At 43.9% G+C, this 17,919-nt stretch carries 18 protein-coding genes; 9 read left to right on the top strand and 9 right to left on the bottom strand.

Annotated features, from left to right (window positions below; all coding sequences use genetic code 11):
• The first annotated feature begins 13 nt into the window (after positions 1–13).
• Complete coding sequence (locus tag RXV91_RS09115; protein WP_316439608.1) at positions 14–2,164, top strand: lectin-like domain-containing protein; 2,151 nt, start codon at positions 14–16, stop codon at positions 2,162–2,164.
• 325 nt (positions 2,165–2,489) lie between these two features.
• Complete coding sequence (locus RXV91_RS09110) at positions 2,490–3,842, top strand: FAD-dependent oxidoreductase (protein WP_316439607.1); 1,353 nt, start codon at positions 2,490–2,492, stop codon at positions 3,840–3,842.
• Positions 3,843–3,926: 84 nt separating this feature from the next.
• Here RXV91_RS09110 and RXV91_RS09105 read toward each other — a convergent pair whose 3' ends face one another.
• From RXV91_RS09105 to RXV91_RS09095, 3 genes are all read right to left on the bottom strand, one after another.
• Positions 3,927–4,400, bottom strand: coding sequence for a GNAT family N-acetyltransferase (locus RXV91_RS09105; RefSeq protein WP_316439606.1), 474 nt, complete (start codon positions 4,398–4,400; stop codon positions 3,927–3,929).
• Between the two features lie 160 nt (positions 4,401–4,560).
• Positions 4,561–6,477, bottom strand: a complete 1,917-nt coding sequence (locus RXV91_RS09100) for a M13-type metalloendopeptidase (protein WP_316439605.1) — start codon at positions 6,475–6,477, stop codon at positions 4,561–4,563.
• A gap of 322 nt (positions 6,478–6,799) precedes the next feature.
• Positions 6,800–7,465, bottom strand: coding sequence for a Crp/Fnr family transcriptional regulator (locus RXV91_RS09095; protein ID WP_316439604.1), 666 nt, complete (start codon positions 7,463–7,465; stop codon positions 6,800–6,802).
• Between the two features lie 200 nt (positions 7,466–7,665).
• On the opposite strand from RXV91_RS09095, the gene RXV91_RS09090 reads away from it, so the two are divergent.
• From RXV91_RS09090 to RXV91_RS09080, 3 genes are all read left to right on the top strand, one after another.
• Positions 7,666–7,887 carry a heavy-metal-associated domain-containing protein gene (locus RXV91_RS09090; protein WP_024272221.1) on the top strand — a complete coding sequence of 74 codons (222 nt, stop codon included), beginning with the start codon at positions 7,666–7,668 and terminating at the stop codon, positions 7,885–7,887.
• Positions 7,888–7,899: 12 nt separating this feature from the next.
• On the top strand, positions 7,900–8,454 hold the full coding sequence (locus RXV91_RS09085; protein ID WP_316439603.1) for a DNA starvation/stationary phase protection protein: 555 nt from the start codon (positions 7,900–7,902) through the stop codon (positions 8,452–8,454).
• A 126-nt stretch (positions 8,455–8,580) separates the two neighbouring features.
• Complete coding sequence (locus RXV91_RS09080) at positions 8,581–8,784, top strand: hypothetical protein (RefSeq protein WP_316439602.1); 204 nt, start codon at positions 8,581–8,583, stop codon at positions 8,782–8,784.
• Between the two features lie 99 nt (positions 8,785–8,883).
• Here the strand turns inward: RXV91_RS09080 and RXV91_RS09075 are convergent, their stop codons facing one another.
• A complete protein-coding gene (locus RXV91_RS09075) occupies positions 8,884–9,153 on the bottom strand; it encodes a metal-sensitive transcriptional regulator (RefSeq protein ID WP_003643024.1) in 270 nt (89 codons plus the stop codon).
• 23 nt (positions 9,154–9,176) lie between these two features.
• A complete protein-coding gene (locus RXV91_RS09070) occupies positions 9,177–9,497 on the bottom strand; it encodes a co-chaperone YbbN (protein WP_003643543.1) in 321 nt (106 codons plus the stop codon).
• 384 nt (positions 9,498–9,881) lie between these two features.
• On the opposite strand from RXV91_RS09070, the gene RXV91_RS09065 reads away from it, so the two are divergent.
• From RXV91_RS09065 to RXV91_RS09055, 3 genes are all read left to right on the top strand, one after another.
• Positions 9,882–10,634: an MIP/aquaporin family protein gene (locus tag RXV91_RS09065; RefSeq protein ID WP_316439601.1), complete on the top strand. Its 753-nt coding sequence runs from the start codon at positions 9,882–9,884 to the stop codon at positions 10,632–10,634.
• A 485-nt stretch (positions 10,635–11,119) separates the two neighbouring features.
• Complete coding sequence (locus tag RXV91_RS09060; protein ID WP_316439600.1) at positions 11,120–11,809, top strand: hypothetical protein; 690 nt, start codon at positions 11,120–11,122, stop codon at positions 11,807–11,809.
• Positions 11,810–12,073: a hypothetical protein gene (locus RXV91_RS09055; protein ID WP_316439599.1), complete on the top strand. Its 264-nt coding sequence runs from the start codon at positions 11,810–11,812 to the stop codon at positions 12,071–12,073.
• Positions 12,074–12,326: 253 nt separating this feature from the next.
• Here the strand turns inward: RXV91_RS09055 and RXV91_RS09050 are convergent, their stop codons facing one another.
• Positions 12,327–14,231, bottom strand: coding sequence for a heavy metal translocating P-type ATPase (locus RXV91_RS09050; RefSeq protein WP_316439598.1), 1,905 nt, complete (start codon positions 14,229–14,231; stop codon positions 12,327–12,329).
• 467 nt (positions 14,232–14,698) lie between these two features.
• Entirely contained in the window at positions 14,699–14,872 is a 174-nt protein-coding gene (locus RXV91_RS09045) for a hypothetical protein (protein ID WP_080467183.1), read from the bottom strand.
• Between the two features lie 357 nt (positions 14,873–15,229).
• Between RXV91_RS09045 and RXV91_RS09040 the strand changes: the two genes are divergently transcribed.
• Positions 15,230–16,201, top strand: coding sequence for an SGNH/GDSL hydrolase family protein (locus RXV91_RS09040; protein WP_316439597.1), 972 nt, complete (start codon positions 15,230–15,232; stop codon positions 16,199–16,201).
• Between the two features lie 97 nt (positions 16,202–16,298).
• On the opposite strand, the gene RXV91_RS09035 is transcribed toward RXV91_RS09040, so the two are convergent.
• Positions 16,299–16,994, bottom strand: a complete 696-nt coding sequence (locus RXV91_RS09035; protein WP_316439596.1) for a YdcF family protein — start codon at positions 16,992–16,994, stop codon at positions 16,299–16,301.
• Positions 16,995–17,708 carry a demethylmenaquinone methyltransferase gene (locus RXV91_RS09030; protein ID WP_316439595.1) on the bottom strand — a complete coding sequence of 238 codons (714 nt, stop codon included), beginning with the start codon at positions 17,706–17,708 and terminating at the stop codon, positions 16,995–16,997.
• Positions 17,709–17,919: the final 211 nt, after the last annotated feature.

Raw genomic sequence — 17,919 nt, 5'->3', positions numbered from 1 at the left:
AGGAGTTTTCAACATGTGGAAGGGACCGAAACAAATACTGGTTGTAATAATGGCATTAACGGGGTTATGGGCCGGGACCGCCCACATTCAGGCCGCTGACGAAGCGTCGTTGGCAACGGCACCATCTGGCTTGAATCAGTTGGACAAACTCTTTACGTTACCAGCGACATTTAGTGGTGGGGCCACTAACAGTGCGAGCATTGCTAACGTGACCAATGTGAGCTCGCCAAATACTCAGGCTGTTCAAATTATTAATGGTAAGAAACAATTAGGTGGTTTTTGGTCCAATGATGCCAACCGGTTTGATTTAAATAAAGATGCCACCTTTAAAATGTGGGTGTATTTGGGAACATCTACTAGTACTAGCAAGGCCGGTGATGGAATGGCCTTTGTCTTACAAAATGACCCTAGTGGAACATCAGCTTCGGCAAAGGTCAGTTCATCAAATATTATTGGTGAAACGTTAGGTGTGTGGGGCGTTGACACCAACAATAAATTACAAGATACACAGGAATTTGCAAAAACAGCAATCCAAAATAGTTGGGCCTTAGAGTTTGATACCTATACCAATACATCAACGGGTTATAGTGATGCTGGTAAGGGTGATGCATTTGATAATGGGATTAAGAAGCAACATATTGCGACTGGCTATCCAGGTGCAGCTAGCCAGTATATTAATCAATCAGTTAGAAGTTGGGATTTAACTGGGTTGATTTGGACAACACGGTATTACTTTACGCAGAATCATGGTAATTTAATGACTAATGTGACGTTAGGGAATAGTAAGTGGCATCATTTAGTTATGAAGTGGGAAGCAGCCGGCAAAACGATGACGTACACGTTTGATGACCTCAATCCCGATGGATCAGCAACGGGTAGCGGCGTTACTCAGAGTGTGGGCCTTGATACTAGCCAATTTAATAGTAGTGATGGCTTGGTTCGTTGGGGGTTCATGGGAGCCACTGGTAGTAATACTGGTAACAATATGGTTGTAATTGAAAGTGCACCGAATCTAGTTGATGCTCAGGCGGCCGTTAAGGTAACGGACAAAACTAAGAATCGCGAGGTCACGACAGGTAGCCAAGTTAAGGCCAAACGCAAGGTTCAATATGATTATCAGCTGACCTATAAAGGTGGACAACTTGATTGGGATAACATTACTGCTGAACTGAACTTGCCAAAGCACATCACCTTTAACAGTGCTAAGGTGACATACGCGGATGGTAGTGAACAAACGTTAACAGCCCCGACAGCTGATGCTACCAAAGTGGATTACACACTAGACAAAGCATTATCAGCTAGCCAAGCAACGGCAACGATTACGCTTAGTGGAACTGCCGATAATGTAGTAGTCAACGAGGAAACAACGGTTACAACAGCAACGTTTAAGAACAAAATTTTCGAAACAATGACCGAAGCACCGAATTACACAATTACTGTTGATCAGCCGATTGGCATTTTAATCCTCAATAATCCATATACGGTGGATAATGGTGATGATGTCACGATTAAAGGAATTGTATTTGCTGAAGATTCGGAACAATTGTCAAATGACCAAGTGACGCTATATCCAACGGTCAATGGCAAAGAAATGCCGGCGGTTCAAATGTCCAATGATGATGAACAAGGGTATTTCTATTACAAGATTAAGGCGGACCAATTACATGTTGGCGATGATAACAGGCTTGAAATTTGGGCCTCAGATCCGTATGAAAATGAATCGCCGGTTGGAACAGCTAAGATCACCGTTACCGGGGGGAAGCTAGGGTTTAAGTCGGTGGCTGCGAATAGTACCTTTAAGTCAATAATGTTAGACGGTTCAGCTAAAACAACGGATCGAGAAGATGATTGGCAACTGGTCGTTCGTGATAATCGTGGAAAAGGTTCCAACTGGCAATTACAAGCTAGTGCGACTAATTTTAAAACGGCTGGTGGCAAAACGCTATCTGGCGATGTGATCTTTCGTCAAGGTGACAAAACAACTACGCTTAATTCGGTCGGTACTATAATTGATAGTCACACAACTACTAGTGATAATGATGATTATGATGTTTTGGCCACTTGGACAAGTAAGTCTGGTATTTTGTATCAAAGTAATGCGGGTGCTACGCCTGGTTCTTATACTGGCGATATTACGTGGACATTAACGGATGCACCTAAGTAGTGCTAGCTGGTTGGTATTGAGAAGAGTAAGAATGGCTCTTGCAAGTGAATGCTTGTGAGAGCTTTTTTTTGATGAAAGTTAGATTAGTACTTAGCTGCCAGTCGACTTATTGATGACCTTAGTTAACTAAACGTCGAAATGGGTTGACGGCTTATAAATGCTGTAATCAAGGCGTTTAATTATCGAATGATTAATGAAAAAAGGTGACTTTTAACGTGTTTTTGGTTGCGTTTTCTTTTTAGTTTAGTACAATGTAATTGTTACCAAATACATGTTGCACAAGTATGATTGTGAATATAAACACATTTAAGGAGCGCGTTTAAATATGAAAGTTATCGTAATTGGTTGTACCCATGCTGGCACTGCTGCCGTTAATCAGATTTTAGCGTCAAACCCAGATACTGAAGTAACGATTTATGAGAGAAATGACAATGTTTCGTTCTTATCCTGTGGGATTGCCCTGTACCTCGGTGGCCAAGTTGCCGATCCTAAAGGTCTGTTTTATTCTAGTCCTGAACAGTTAGCTGAGTTAGGTGCGACTGTTCATATGCAACATGATGTAACCGATGTTGATACTGAAAACCATGAAATCACCGTTACTGATTTGAAGACTGGCGAATCTAAGACGGATCATTATGATAAATTAGTCGTTACAACTGGTTCGTGGCCAGTTATTCCACCAATTGATGGCATTGATAGCCCAAATGTTTATCTTTGTAAGAATTGGACGCATGCCCAAAATTTATGGGAAGCGGCCAAGCCTGCTAAGCGGGTCATCGTTATTGGCGGGGGCTACATTGGAACTGAACTAGTGGAAGCCTACCAAAAGCAAGGCAAAGAAGTGACTTTGATTGATGGCTTACCACGAATTTTAAATAAATATTTAGACAAAGAATTTACCGACCGCGTTGAACAAAACTTTGTTGATCATGGAATTAAGATGGCTCTAAATCAAATGGTCCAAGGCTTTAGCGATGATGGTAAAGAAGTGACTGTTAAGACTGATAAGGGGAGTTATACTGCTGATATGGCCATTCTGTGTGTTGGGTTCCGGCCGAATACTGGTTTGTTGAAAGGTAAGGTTGACATGAACACCAATGGTTCAATTAAGACCAATGACTACATGCAAACTTCTGATCCTGATATCTACGGTGCTGGTGATTCAGTAGCCGTTCATTACAACCCAACTCAAAAGGATGCTTATATTCCGCTAGCTACCAATGCGGTTCGTCAAGGGACATTAGTTGGTTTAAATATCTTTAAGCCAACTCGTAAATACATGGGAACTCAGTCCACTTCTGGCTTAATGTTGTTTGGTCAGACGATCGTGTCTTCTGGAATGACCTTAGAACATGCTCAGGATGAGAAGGTGCCAGCAGCGGCTGTGACCTTTGAGGATAACTATCGGCCTGAATTTATGCCAACGACCAAACCAGTTTTGATGCAATTGGTTTACAATCCAGAGACTCGTGAAATTTTAGGCGCTCAATTTATGAGTGAACATGACGTTTCACAATCAGCTAATGTCATTTCCGTGATGATTCAAAATCATAATACAATTGACGACCTTGGTTTTGTAGATATGTTCTTCCAACCAATTTACGACCGGCCATTTAACTATCTGAACTTGCTAGGCCAAGCAGCGATTGCGCATGCAGCTGAAGCAGTAACTGAATAAATAATTTCAAATAGGACGAGTAACCAATTTTCGGTTGCTCGTCCTATTTGCTTGTATAGAGACTTACGGTGCAGTCTCATTTGCTTATTGCTGATAGTTAAACGTTAGATGATCATGAGTGACAAAGTTCAAGTTATGTAAAACCTTCTCTATGAGCGGACTTTGTTGTGGCAGGTTTAAAGTGAGTTGCTGTAACTTTAATTCAACGGTTCCAAATGCCACTAATCGTTCCAAAATCTCAGTTAGTGTAGTCGTTTGCTGATAAGCTGGCCTGAGATTAATGATGAGTGTTCCCGTATGCTTGGCAGTGTCAATGGGTGCAAAGCCAACCTGACCAACAAATTTATTAGTGGTGCGATCAATCACGCCCCAGACAAGTTGCCGATCATGAAAGATTTCACGCATGATGTGGTTGATCTGCGTGGCCGTTGCTTCCATGGTCGCTGTGGGGGTCTTTGCTTGATATAGATCAAAAACGTCAATGACCCGAGCCTTGGTCAACCAGTCGAACGTGTAGTGGGGGGTTAGAATTGGGTGGTATTTTTCAAATTGTGACATATTTTCTCCTTTAAAGCCGACGTAAAAACACTTGATACTATTGTAATATAACTGACGCTAACTTGCGCTGATGGTGCTCTGATGAAAATAAGAAAACTGGCTAGCGAGTTTTTGACAACTCTGCTAGCCAGTCTTTTTACATGTTGTTAATCAAGCAAGCTTACCAAATTTTGACCCGCTTATCCGGTGCTAAATACATAGCATCGTCAGGTTGAATGTCAAATGTAGTGTAGAAGTCATCCAAGTTCTTAGGCTGAACGTTGGCACGCAGTTTAGCAGGGGCGTGCACATCGATTGAAAGCAAGAGTTGCATGTATTCGGTCGTGGCTTTCATCCGCCACACCATTGCCCAGTTGGTAAAGAAGGCACTCAGATCAACATCATCTTCGCCTTTAGCAGCTTCTTCCGCACAACTTAGGCCGCCAGCATCAGCGATGTTTTCGGACACGGTTAGCGTACCATTAACTTTCGCACCAGCAAAATCAAGGCCGTCAAATTCACTAATCATTGACTTGGCGAGCTCCTTGAAGTGTGCGGAGTCTTCCTCAGTCCACCAGTTGTGTAGATTGCCGAACTCATCGAATAAGGCGCCATTATTATCAAAAGCGTGGGAGATTTCATGAGCGATAACGGCACCAATACCACCATAGTTGGCGCTGGAAGGCTGTTCTAGGCTGTAGAATGGGGCTTGTAAAATAGCGGCTGGAAAGACAATGATGTTCATAAATGGATGATAGTAGGCGTTAACGGTGTCCGCACTCATTTCCCAGCGGGTCCGATCAGTGGCTTTGCCCCACTTAGAGAACATGTCTTGGCGAGCTAAACGGTTAAAGTGCAGCACGTTACTTAAAACGTTACCGCCTTGTTCTGGTGTATGGGTTTTGAATTTTGTGTAAATCGTTTCTAATTTATCAGGGTAGCCCACTTGAATGCCGAGTTTGTCAAGCTTAGTAATCGCTTTGGTCCGGGTATCTGCACTGAGCCAAGTGTTCGCTTGCAAGCGTCGTTTGTAAACCGCAATCATTTTTTCAACCATCTGGTGGACATCCGCTTTAGCGGCTTCACCAAAATATTTGTGACCATAATAGAGGCCAACGACCTGATCGAAGGTCCCGGTAGCTAGATAGTAGGCACTTTTAGCTTGGTTCCGGGGTTCCTTTTGCCCAGATAATGCCCGAGAGTAAGTTGTTGCTAAGACCCGCATGTCATCACTGAGGTAGCCACTGTAACGTTGGACTAACTTGGCCTTCATCCAATTCTTCATTAGACCAAAATTGTCGGGATTGACTACTTCGTTGAAGTGATCAAAGAAGGCAGGTTCTGGCAAGATAACTTGATCAGGATTACCATCAATGACTGAATAGGTAATGGCTGCTAAGTCTAAGTAACGACTAGTATTGACGAAATCGTTAAATTTGCGGGGGTTATACATCTTACTGTAATCAGCAGATTCTTCAGCAGACTTGACCCATGGGACGATCAAGCGGTCAAATTGCAAGGTGTCATCGACGATTTTTTGAGCTTCATCCGCATCATAACCGGTTTTTTGTAACAGCGCGATCATCATTTTAGCGTAAATGGCTAGTAACTTAGGGCCGGATTGGTTGCCTTCGTCATAGTACGTCTTGTCGGGCAGGATGGTGCCAGGTGCTTGGGCAAATAGGGCGTTGACCTTAGTGTTCTTCATATCAGCATCGACATCCAAGCTGAATGGTAGTGGGAGGCCGTCGTAGATCCAATCGGGCATCCGTTGTTGTAAGTCAGCAAAGTCGCTTAAACTATCAATTTGCTTGAGGCACGGTAGGATTGGTGCTGCACCGTTGGCATTACGCTGTTCGAAATCTTTAGCTAAACGGTAAAACTTGATGAATTCTGCCAGCTGCGGATTATCAGGATCAACGCTCCCTGCAGCCATTGCATCAAAATCATGCATTAATGTTTTTTCAATGGCATCAACTAAGTCCATAAAGCCCCCGGTTGAAGCATGGTCATCCGGAATGACGGCGGTTTTAAGCCACTCACCGTTGACGGCGTCGTAGAGATCTTGTTTTACTGCTGCTTGATTAATGGTTGCCATTAAATCCACTCCCTAATAAATTTTCTAATACTAGGTTAATTATACCTTAGATTATTCTGAGTGGTATCATCAGGCACTGACTTAGCAAAAAATGATACTAATCATCTTAATAGTTCCGAATCAATGGCAATCAGACAGTGAATATTAATTATAGAAGCCAAAATTACTTCCAAATTATTGGTATGGGTGAATCGTTAATGCTTGTAAATCACTGTTTAAGGTCGTGATGGCTGTCGACAATGCTTGATAGAAAATCCCCCGGACGACTAACGGTGGAACCATTAGTTATTCGGGGAATTAAGGGTAATTTAATTATTAGTCATTATTCAGTTAATAATAACTGATCGACATCGTTAATTTCGATGACTTTGCCAGGCTTTTGCGTAATTAGACCTTGATGCTCGAACAATGCGAGTTTACGGCTGATGCTTTCAGGGGTGGTACCGAGGAACGTCGCCAGATCCTTTTTCTTTAATGGCAGTTTAAACGTGTCGGTTTTGAGCGCTGCCGCTGTTTCAGTGATATAGTTCGCTAAACGGGCTTCGACGGATTCAGTGGCCGTGCTGGTTGTTTGACGTTCCAGCTGACTGAGACGTTTACCAAAGACGTTTAAGACATTGATGCTGATACTTGGATATTTTTGCATCAAGTCCTGAAAATCTGAGCGGCGAATGCTGCAAACATCCGTTGGCACTAAGGCTTCGCCGAATGAGGTCCGCCGTTGATTTTCGAACAAGGCAGCTTCGCCATCGATATCACCAGTTTGTAATAGGTATAGTAACTGTTCGCGACCATTGGCGGCTAGCTGATAGACTTTAACCTGTCCATTGGCAACAATCATCAGTGAATCCAGTGGATCATCAGCGCCAAATAAAGTGCTACCGGCTGGATAGTGGTGGTGACGAACGATCGATTCGATGGTGTCTAATTGTTCACTACCGAGTTCGCTAAAAATTGGGACTAACTGTACACATTCATGTTCTGCCATAAGGCCCACCTCCTGAATAAATTCACACTAACTATAACAGATTTTGCTTGGTAGATAGGGTTTGACGTTTTAAATTTCCTGCTGTTTTAATAACTATATTGTAGCGTAAAACTTTTTTGAATTTCTTGACGGCCGTCAAGTTCTGATCAATCAAATCCGGTTATGATAGAACCATCAAATGAACGACACGGAGGTAATTGATTATGAAAATTATTATGCAATTAGGAACGTTGACTTGCCCATCATGCATGACCAAGATCGAAAAGGCCGTTGCTAACCATGACGGCGTTGAGAATGTTAAGGTGCTATTCAATGCCAGTAAGGTCAAGGCTAACTTTGATCCCGAAGTGACGAATGCCGATGATTTGGCACAAGTTGTTACCGGACTTGGTTACGAAGTTGAAAACGTCAAGGTTAAGTAGGAGGAATAAACGATGAGTGAACTAACGATCGACGAACAATACGCAGCGGAATTAAAACAGAGTGACATTGACCACCATGTTCCAACAGCGGGCGCAATGACGAATCACATTTTATCTAACTTAATGGTTGCTTACGTTAAGTTGACCCAAGTGAAGTGGTACGTTAAAGGACCACAATCATTGTCATTGCAGACGGCATACCAACGCTTGCTAGATCAAAACATCCGTCAATTTGCTGAATTAGGCGAATTACTCCTAGATGAAAACCAAAAGCCATCTTCCACAACGGCTGAATTAACCAAGTATTCAATGTTGGAAGAAAATGGGGCTTTCAAGTATCAATCCGCTGATGAACTCGTGGCCGCAACAATCAAGGATTTTGATACGGAAAATCTATTCGTTGACCGGGCTATCAAGCTTGCTGAAAAAGAAACCCGGCCGGCACTAGCGGCTTGGTTAGTTGCTTATCGTGGCAGTAATAATCGCAATATTCGGGAATTACAAGCTTATCTTGGTAACGATGCTCGAACTGGTTTGGATGAAGAAGATGAGGATGACGACGATTAGGTCGTTGTCGCTGAAGAATTAAACGCTCTGGATAGCGATTGTGTGGGCAAACTATCCAGGGCGTTTTTGCTATTACAACGGGCCTGCGCTATACTAACGACAATTAAATTAATGGGAGGCCCCGAGATGTCGATTAGCGATATTGTGATGTGGACATTTGTCTTTATTATTGCGACTGGGTTCGTAACGGTGGTTTCAACGGCGGTACTGTTGAAGCGAGCAAAACGAGCGCCCAAGGATGCCGAGCAGTCCCACAGTGATGACGACGATGACTGGAAAAAAGATGATTGGAACCATGATGATTGGAAAAAGGGCGATTGGAAAGATTGACTCGATAAGTTGCCTGACGGATACGGTGCTTAACTGAGTCAACTGGCACTAAAAAGACGGTATAACCAACTGAGATTGGCGACACCGTCTTTTTTGGCGTTATTTGGTTTTTAGCAGTAGATCCAAGGAGTGTTCAAGATTCTGAACATCAGCCGTGGTCATCGCATCTACACAATTATTAATATTACGGGCGATGACGAGTTTCATGGCTTTGTCGATACTTGATTTCACTGCTGAAAGTTGAACTAAGACATCTTCGCAAGGACGATTTTCGTCCATCATACGTAAAACGCCGTCCAGTTGACCAGCCGAGCGTTTTAGCCGGGTCTTGATCTGCTTGCTAGTGACATATTCTTCAGTAGTTGCCATGATTCATAATGCCCCCTTCGTAATTAAGCAAGAGCTTTTTTGAGTTCGGCTTCAAAATCAGGCTTAGGACGTGCTCCGACCATGTGACTGACGACTTGGCCATCTTTCTTAATCAGGAAGGTTGGAATTCCTTGAACTTGGAATTGACTGGCCGTAGCTTGGTCATGGTCAATGTTCAATGAAACGAAGTTGACCTGGTCCTTGTAAGCGGGGTCTTCAGAAAGGGACTTAAGAATTGGGTCCATCATGCGACATGGTGGGCACCAGTCTGCGCGAAAATCAATAACGGCGATACCAGTATCTGTTTCTTTGGCAAAATCTTGATCATGTATTTCTTTAATCATTTTAGCTGACTCCTTTAGTAAGTATTTGTCACTAAATAATATACCCCCGTAGGTATATACGAGCAAGTATTTTGTTTCTGGACGTGGAGAGATTTAAAAAGGCCTGATGTATTGGGTGATTAGATAATAACGATTCGTTGTGGAAGCTAGCGTCACCTGAGAATCTTCTAGTTGTGATCGCGAGCATTAACGTAGAAGATCTCATGTTGACGCGAACGTGTTATACTAACGATTCATAATTATACAGCCCAGAATATCTGGTAGGATTATGATGAATTATTAGAAACCGCTTATTTAAGAAAAATAAAGCGTTTACATAAATAGTTTTATCTGGTATCTTCAAATTATCATAGATGCTCGGTACCATACGAGGAGGATTTACAGATGACAGGTTCATGGGAAGCACGCTACGCCGCTGAATTTTTTGGCACGCTGATCCTAGTACTACTAGGTAATGGTGCTGTCGCTAATGCATTCCTGAAGAACACGACTGGTAACGATGATCCAGGACTCGCCAATGGAGGATGGCTCCTGGTTGCATCGGGATATGGACTGGGGGTCATGCTCCCAGCCATGATGTTTGGCTCGATTTCTGGTAACCATTTAAACCCCGCGATTACGATTGGGCAGGCCGTGATTGGAATCTTTCCCTGGGCGCACGTTGCGCCTTACTTAGTCTGGCAATTTCTAGGAGCAATCGCAGGCCAATGCTTGATTTTGGCACTGTACTGGCCCCATTATCGGCAAACGACTGATAATGAGGCGGTCTTAGGGACGTTTGCAACTAGTGATCATGCGAACAGTCAGTTAAACGGTTTTGTTACGGAAATGGTTGGAACCGCAGTCCTGATTTTTGGTGCCATGGGATTATATCGCGGGATGTTTTTTCATCAAAATATCGATATCGCCAATATTGGTGTTGGTCTTTTGATTGCTGCCATGGTTATTTCGTTAGGCGGTCCAACCGGTCCGGCCCTAAATCCGGCCCGTGACTTGGGACCACGGTTAGTACACGCGCTATTACCGGTGCCGAACAAGGGCAGTTCTCACTGGGAATATAGTTGGGTTCCCGTGGTTGCCCCAATTGTTGGTGCCGTTATTGGAATTTGGATTTATAAGATCTTTTTTGGTTTATAATCGCAATTAATTAACCGAGCGTATTTATGAAATTATTATTGGTCTATCATTTTTGATTGCAATATGCTAAAACGGTCCGCCGACTAGCTGGGGAAGACTAGTCGGCGGACCGTTATTTTTTGCTGATTTTGTATAACGCAATAAATATATTAGGAAGGATGGTAGTTTGAAAAATGAGACTAATAGACTCAGCTAGAGAAGTAGTGAAGTGTACTGAGGCTTTTGATCATAAAAATCACACTCTATATTGACCTTCAATTCTTGATAGAACAATCTTTTTTTATTTAGATAGCATTACCATGTCTTAAAATAATTAACTGTTAATCTGACTGAATTTTTACAATGTAGCGTTTTTATGTATATTTTTCAGAAAATATACACAACATTTACTGAAAATTGATGACGATAAGTCAAAGCTGTTGTTAAGATAAGTTCGCAACATGTTGCTCGTTGCTAACGTAGAATTTGAGAGGATGGTTCTGATTATGTCAAAAGGCTCTGTTATTTATGGTGTTTTAGCACCCGCTTTATTAGTACCAACTGTTTTGAACGCAACTATTAAAGCAAGTGCCAATGCTGATGGTCAATCAATAAGAACGACATCTACTGCATTACCTGAACAACACACAATTTCGAGTACACAGCGACACACCGGAAGATTAACCGAATCCCAAATTAAAAAAGTTGATCCATACGTTATGGTTGTAAATAATCGATATCAGCTACGCTCTGACGCGACGAGTACTTTTGGTTCCAAGGAGTTAAATGAGGTTCAACAAATGTTAAACAAAGCAAATGAAAATGTTACTAACAACCATTTGACTATTGACCCAGTTTCTAAAAGTACTGCCCAAAACATCAATACGCGGGCTGCTTGGAACCAGCATTACACATACACTAATTTTTGGTGGGGATCTCGATATTATTTTACCAGTAATGCTGCAGTCGATGAAATGGTAAGCGATTTAGGTAATATTACTTTTGGTTTTGACGTAGCCGGAACAATTGGTACTTTGTTTACGGGTGGTGGCGCTGCGGCAGTTGCTACGACGGCAAGTATGTACTTTTCTAGTATGTCGGCTTATTTACAACTATATAATAATAGTCATCGGCACAACCAGATTTATATGGATGTAAATTATGCTGGCGATTATTCATGCCATATTTTAGCCTAGATGATTAAGTTTTATATGTCGCTCAGTATTTTGACGCGTACTGCACTTTATGTCAGCTTTATATTGTTATTACTGTATTTAAAAAGGCGGTATCCAAATAATTCAATTATTGTTTTCTTTAAGCGATATGGTGGTGTTTTATTAATCGGATGCTTCATTTACATTTTAGCGCAATTTGGATTGCCATTTACCGCAATCAAGGTTCCACTAGTTCTTGGCATTTTAGGAATCTCGGTCGTCGTTTTTAAGTACAAGCAAAGGTAGGCCGAACTGCTCAGTACTAAAGTTACTATAGAGGTGTGCTGAAATTTTCAGGATTGCCATTCGGATGAGCCTCAGTTTAGTGAAGATTCGACTGGTTTGGTCACCAGCCAGTCGTATACGGCGTCATGATAATTTGAAATTATTATAGCTTTTTCGTTTTTAAATACAGGATGCTAAACGGCACTCTGACTAGTTGGGGAAGACTAGTCGGAGTGCCGTTTTGATCAATAAGTGGCGTGAGGGTAAATCTGAATTAGGCGGTTGCTGCCTGAACCGCTTTAGTTGGTTGGTGCTTGTCGAACTTGGTTTGGAAATTGATTAACCGCATGGCGTTGAAGATAACGACTAAGATACTAGCTTCATGGACAAACATCCCACTGGCCATGTAGATATAACCGAAGATTAGCCCAATCAGTAGGAAGGCCACGGTGGCAATGGCGATGAAGATGTTTTCACGAGTGTTCGAGACAGTTTTCTTGGCGAGACCGTGGGCGTGTACTAATGCGGGGAAACTTGATTGCATCAAGACGACATCGGATGTGTCGATGGCAACGTCAGTCCCACTACCCATTGCGATTCCGATATCGGCGTTAGCGATTGAAGGACTGTCGTTGATGCCATCTCCAATAAAGGCGACCGTGTTACCGGCTGCTTTTAGTTTCTTAACGTATTCGACTTTTTCTTCTGGTAAGAGGTTGGCGTGAACTTCATCTAGGTTCAATTCGTTGGCAACGGCTTGAGCGGTGAGTTCATTGTCCCCAGTTAACATAACGAGTTTCTTGATTCCTTGGGCTTTTAATGCGGCGAGGGAATCCTTCACGCCTGGACGAATCGTATCGGCAATCCCGAAGATGAGTTGAACTTGTCCGTCGACTGCCATGATAACGGTTGATTGACCACCAGCTTGTAAATCATTGAGATCTTTGAGTTGAGTAGGATTTAGTTTGATATTATGAGCCGTCAACATTTTTTGATTACCAATGACAACTTCTTGCTTACCGACTTGTGCACAGATTCCTTGGCCCTTGACGGTTTCAGTGTCATCTAGGACGGGAGCGACCCCCGCTGACTGCTGGTCGGCATAACTGACGATTGCTTGGCCTAACGGATGGTCGGAAACTCCCTCAATAGCGGCAGCGAGAGCTAGTTGATTATCCGCATTGTTTGTGTAAGTGTGCATGGTTGTAACGGCAGTGTTACCTTCCGTTAAAGTACCGGTCTTATCGAAGACCAGGGTATCGACTTTGGCAAACGTATCGACGACTTCACCACCCTTGATCAGGATACCACGCTTGGCACCATTCCCGATTCCGGCAACGTTTGACACTGGGGCGCCGATAACTAAGGCACCTGGGCAACCGAGAACCAGTACCGTGATTGCTAAGCGGAAGTCACGGGAGAAGGCGAAGACTAAGACTGCTAAAACGAGGACGGCAGGCGTATAATATTGAGCAAAGCGGTCGATGAACTTTTCAGCTTTGGACTTGGTATCTTGAGCTTCTTCAACCAATTCAATAATTTTGGCAAAAGTAGTGTCGTCGCCAACCTGAGTCGCTTTGATCTTCAGATAGCCATTTTCAACCATTGTTCCGGAGTAAACCGAGTCCTTGAGTTGCTTGTTGATTTGGCGTGCTTCACCCGTAATTGAGGCTTCGTTAAGGTAGCCGTTACCTTCAACAACAATCCCGTCAACGGGAACCTGACTCCCAGTTTTAACTAGGACAACGTCACCTTCGTCCACATCATCAACGTCGACTTCTTCGGTGCCATCATCAGTAACTAAAGTTGCGGTAGTTGGTGACATGTCAGTCAAGCCTTTGATTGCGGTCCGCGTCTTCTGCAAGGTCTTGCTTTCGAGATAGGAGCCAAACAAGAAGAGAAAAGTAACGATTGCGGATTCGTTGAATTCACCAATAATGAATGCCCCAATCACTGCGATACTAACTAACAGTTCAATACTGAAAACTTTGTTCCGAAGTGCGCTCCAAGCACGAACCGCAATCGGAATGACGGCAATAATTGAAGCAACTGCTAGAATGACTTGGTAACCGAGTGTAAATTGTAAGAGATATTTACTGAGCATCCCCAGGACAATCAGAATCCCTGTAACTAATGTAATTTGATTCGTATGTTTAGTGAGAAATAATTGGAATTTCATAATTTGCAACTCCTTATTTGATTTGATGACCCTAGTATAGTGAGTTCAGCTTGATGGCAACTTGATAGGCGTCAAGTTTTGCAAAATAACAGTATTAATTTCGGATGGGCTGATTATTGCTGGCAGTGATTATGATTAAAATGTGTTATTTTTTAAATCCAAAAGCAGCCAGCTTAGGCCCGCTGGAAAAAGTTCGAGTTAGCGTAAAATTGCTTAGTTGGCGCGTCCTACACCGACTTCCAGGCATTTCTGCCAATTGCTGGAACGCGGTGGACACAGATTTAAGCCTAAGACCACGTCTTAAATACTGGTCTTCCACTAACCAAGCCAAGGACGCTTGCTAAGTGGAATTTCACCGCTGAGCATTGGCCGAAACGCCTTCCAGTCGGGACAGTGTTCGAATGGCGGACGAAGATGTACCTAACTTTTGATGGCTTTGTCGTTGCTTTTCATAACCGGTAATTTTGTCAATCGACTGTCAGACTGAAATTGATATTGAGATAACTCACTAATTCTGAATCAGCGTAGTAAGATTTAATCTCCCGACAAAGTGCTAATGCACCTAACGCTTTGTTTAAAGTTCCAGTATCAAAATAGTCAACGATAAATTGCGCTAAGTTCGGTGGTTGTTTATCAGCCATTCGAGCGGCTTACCGAAACGTGCTCAGCTTCAACCCGTGGCCCCTCACAGGCTAGAGACTGGAGGGGCTGGGTGACAATGCTCAGTAGCCAAATTATTCTTAGTCGGAAGTGTCTTTCTTCCGGCTTAGAATAAGACTCGTATTTGAGATGACGCGGGTTGGGCGTTAGCTCAAATCGACGTCGGCTTACGTTCCAGCAATTGGCACCCAGCCCAGGAAGTCGGCATAGGACGCACATCGGCTGACGGACAGTAAGCCAACTAAATAACACGTTTTAACCATGTTTCATGACAAGTTAACGGAAGAATAAATAGGATGATCAAGTTTGAGTAAACAAGAGGTATAGGAGGGAAAAACGTGGATTATCAAATAACGCAGGCCAATCAGCCACTGATGCCGGCATACTTTCAGGGGCGTTGGGCGGTCAAGCAAATTGCGGATCGAGACGTGATGTATAGCACTAATTTGGGGGCTGAAATCGACTTTCAAGTCACTGATGCTAGTTTTGTGCGGTTGACATTATTGCCGTTGGCGTATGAGCTACCGAGTTGGGTGGCGATTCAGATTGATGGCTTGCCTTTTCAACGGCAGGTGGTGACGAGTGCCCCTCTATGGTTGACACTGGATGGCCGGCCCCACGTGGTACGGGTAGTTTTTAGTGGTAATACTGATGAGGACCGGGTGTGGGATGGCAATCAAGGTTTTGCAGTGAAAGCTTTGACGACAGATGGTGAGTTACAGCCAGTTCAGTTAGGCCGACACAGCGTGACGTGGATTGGGGATTCACTGACGGCCGGTTGCTGGATCATGGGTAAGTACCCTGCCGAAGATTATCGCGCGGAAGCCAACTATGCGGCTGTTGCGAGTGACTTGCTGAATGCACGGAATATCCGTATTGCTTATAGTGCCGTTGGTCTCAGTAAACCAGGAACTGGTGGTGTGCCGGTACTGCCGGAGGTTTTAACAGCCGTGGATAGTAAAACGCCGTGGCAACCAGTACCCACGGATTTAGTTGTGATTAATGTTGGTACTAATGATCGGCATACGGATGATACGACGTTCACGGTAGTTTTGCGCCGCTTCCTTAATCAGGTGCAGACGCTTTACCCGAATAGCCGGCTTGCTGTAATGATCCCGTTTAATCAGAATTTTGCATCGATTATTCGCGCGGTCGTGGCCGAATTTATGCAATGGCAACTCATTGAAACGGCTACTTGGCAACTCAGTACCACGGACGGGGTGCATTTAGATTTAGCCGGCTCCCGGATGGCGGGCGAATTAACAGCACAAGCGTTGCGAACACAGTATCCAGATGTTTTTAAATCGTGATCAACCCATCTTATAAAAATCCCGTTTTACTGTAGCGATGTTCTGCTGCAGTGAAACGGGATTTTTTGGTGGCACTACTAGATTTTAAAAATAAACGTTAACGCTGGCGGTGTAGTGATTGCGACTGTAAATACCGGGCCGCAGCGAGCACCTTTTCGGGAATATCCACATGGGCGATGAAGCCCTGACCACGGGGACCATAACCGGTGGGGGTATCCACTAGGCGTTGAAATTCACCGATTAAGAGTTCAGTAAAATAAGCGGGTTGCCAGCCAGCTAATATTGTGTTTGGCGTAAATTGCATTGGTTGTAGCCGGTTTAATTGCAAGGTCGCCGGCGCATAGCGAATAAAATTGGCGTTGGGCCAATTGGCTGAGAACGTTAGGGTAGTCCGCCGCGCGAGTAACGGGTCTTGTACGAGTAGGACGTGGCGCCAATCGGTGGGGGCTAACGCGCGGGCATGCGTGGCATTGCTACCGGTATTGGTAGAAGTCTTGTCGAGGCGGATGCTGCCTTGATAACCGGTCTGGCGGACAAGTGTTGCCATCAACTCAGCCTCACTAGCTTGAGATTTTGGCAAGTTTAAGTTTTGCCGCAAATACTTAGTGGCGTGGCCGACGCCGCCCGCAATAATGAGTAGCGGTAATTGATAGTCTTGGGCTAACTGGCCCGCTGCAGTGGCTGTTGTTGGAAGGCTGTTGCCACAAAGGACCAGGCCATCGAGGTTCTCAGGCAAGGTGGTGGTGTGTGTCAGCCAAGCCAGACATTGATTAAAAGCAGTCAGTTCATCCAATTACTTGGCCTCCTTAGTCCCAAAGTGAGCCGCTGCGGCCCCAAAGTTGAACCGTTGGAAGTGAACATTTTGAAAGCCAGCTTGCTGGAACATCGTTGCTAATTGTTGGTAGCTTGCAAAGTGACGAGTGGTTTCCTGTAAATAGGAATATTCTTGATACTGATGGGCGAATAGGCGTCCGAATAACGGGACAACTTTTGTGAAATACCACTGCCAAACTGGTTTAATCAATGGCTGATCGGGTTGGGACGTCTCTAGGCAGACTAAGCGAGCACCCGGTTTTAAGACCCGATAAATTTCAGTTAAAGCTTGGGTTTTATCGGGCAAGTTGCGGAGTCCAAATCCAATCGTGACGAGGTCAAAGGTATTGGCCTTAAACGGAAGATGCATCGCATTACCTCGGCGTAACCAGACCCGATCGGCAACCTGTTGATGGGCCACTTTTTGTTGGGCCAATTTTAACATTGGGGCTGAAAAGTCTAACCCGATGACTTCACCGGTTGGCTGTAATTCTTTAGCCAGCGCGATCGTCCAATCACCTGTACCACAACAGAGGTCGAGAACATGGGCGTTCGGCGCTAAATGGATTTGGGCCATCGTTTGCTTGCGCCAATGACGATGCGTTCCGAGACTGATAATGTTATTCATGCGGTCATAGTTCGGCGCGATGGTGTCGAATAATCCCTGGACGTTATGTAAGTAGCGATTTGCCATAAGTGGTACCTCCTGATAGTTACTTTACTTACCACTATAGCAGATGTTGGTTGCCAGTTACCGTGAAAAGGAATGATAATCAATATAAAGCCACGATATTGATTTCGCCGCTGTCAATATTGTTCGCGAATAAACCGTTAGACTAAAGTTAAAACAACATAAAGGCAGTCTTGATTGGTATTTATTAAGTACCAATCAAGACTGCCTTTTT

Origin of the sequence: Lactiplantibacillus sp. DA1, from assembly GCF_032681335.1 — a bacterium.
Lineage (GTDB): Bacteria > Bacillota > Bacilli > Lactobacillales > Lactobacillaceae > Lactiplantibacillus.
Note: the sequence above shows the minus strand (reverse complement) of the source record. Positions and strands in the feature narration are given on the sequence as shown.